General features: G+C 55.0%; 1 protein-coding gene. It reads right to left on the reverse strand.

Annotation, left to right across the window (positions count from 1 at the left end; genetic code table 11):
• Positions 1-421 precede the first annotated feature (421 nt).
• Entirely contained in the window at positions 422-676 is a 255-nt protein-coding gene (locus AAAX36_RS09470; RefSeq protein ID WP_349075300.1) for a hypothetical protein, read from the reverse strand.
• Between the last annotated feature and the right edge of the window lie 59 nt (positions 677-735).

A 735-nucleotide genomic window follows, 5' to 3' on the forward strand; every position in this document is an offset into this window, starting at 1 on the left:
GCCCGGATGCGACACTCGATGTGTCCATCCTCGCAGTATCCGGTTCTCAAGGTGCACGCCCCGCGGCTGATCCGGTTCCACCGGGCCGCGCGGCAAGGAGATATATTGCCAGACCGGAGGGGCCCCGCGGGCGGGAATCGCGCACTCCATATTTTGTTCACAAATGAATTAACTGGGCTCCGAGATGCTCAGAGTCACACATATGGTCATAAACCTTGGACAGACCGTATGACCTCGGGAATCTTGCTGTCCACTGTAGACATAGCATCTTTATACCCTCGTTGGTCTCCGCTAATTAACCCGTCATAAATTGAAGGACAACGTTAACAAACCTATAAACGCCTGCGGGGGCTCTATCACTAATTAGATAGAGCCCCCGCAGGTGGAGTGAATTTGATTGAAACAATGCCCCTTAATTGATTTACTGGAAATAAGGAGCAAAAGATCCGTCCGGATAAACGTGGCGACAGAACCCTGGAGCCAACTGAGCGCCACCAGAAAGTGACATAAGCAAGAAGATCGGCTCTACCTCACCGCGGACGACAACGATGCCCTCGACTAAAGTCAATCCGAACACCCCTAAAACAGATAGAGCAAATGCCGCCTTTAACGCAAAAAAGGGGGAGGCCGCGAGGCCTCCCCCTTCCAAGTTCGATGACGGCTCGGTGCCGTCCACCGGTCAGCGGCGCCCTGGCCTCCCACGGGCTGACCCCGCAGTACTCTCGGCGCGATGGG

The sequence above is a fragment of the Collinsella sp. CLA-ER-H10 genome (assembly GCF_040092475.1).
In the GTDB taxonomy this organism is placed as follows: domain Bacteria; phylum Actinomycetota; class Coriobacteriia; order Coriobacteriales; family Coriobacteriaceae; genus Collinsella.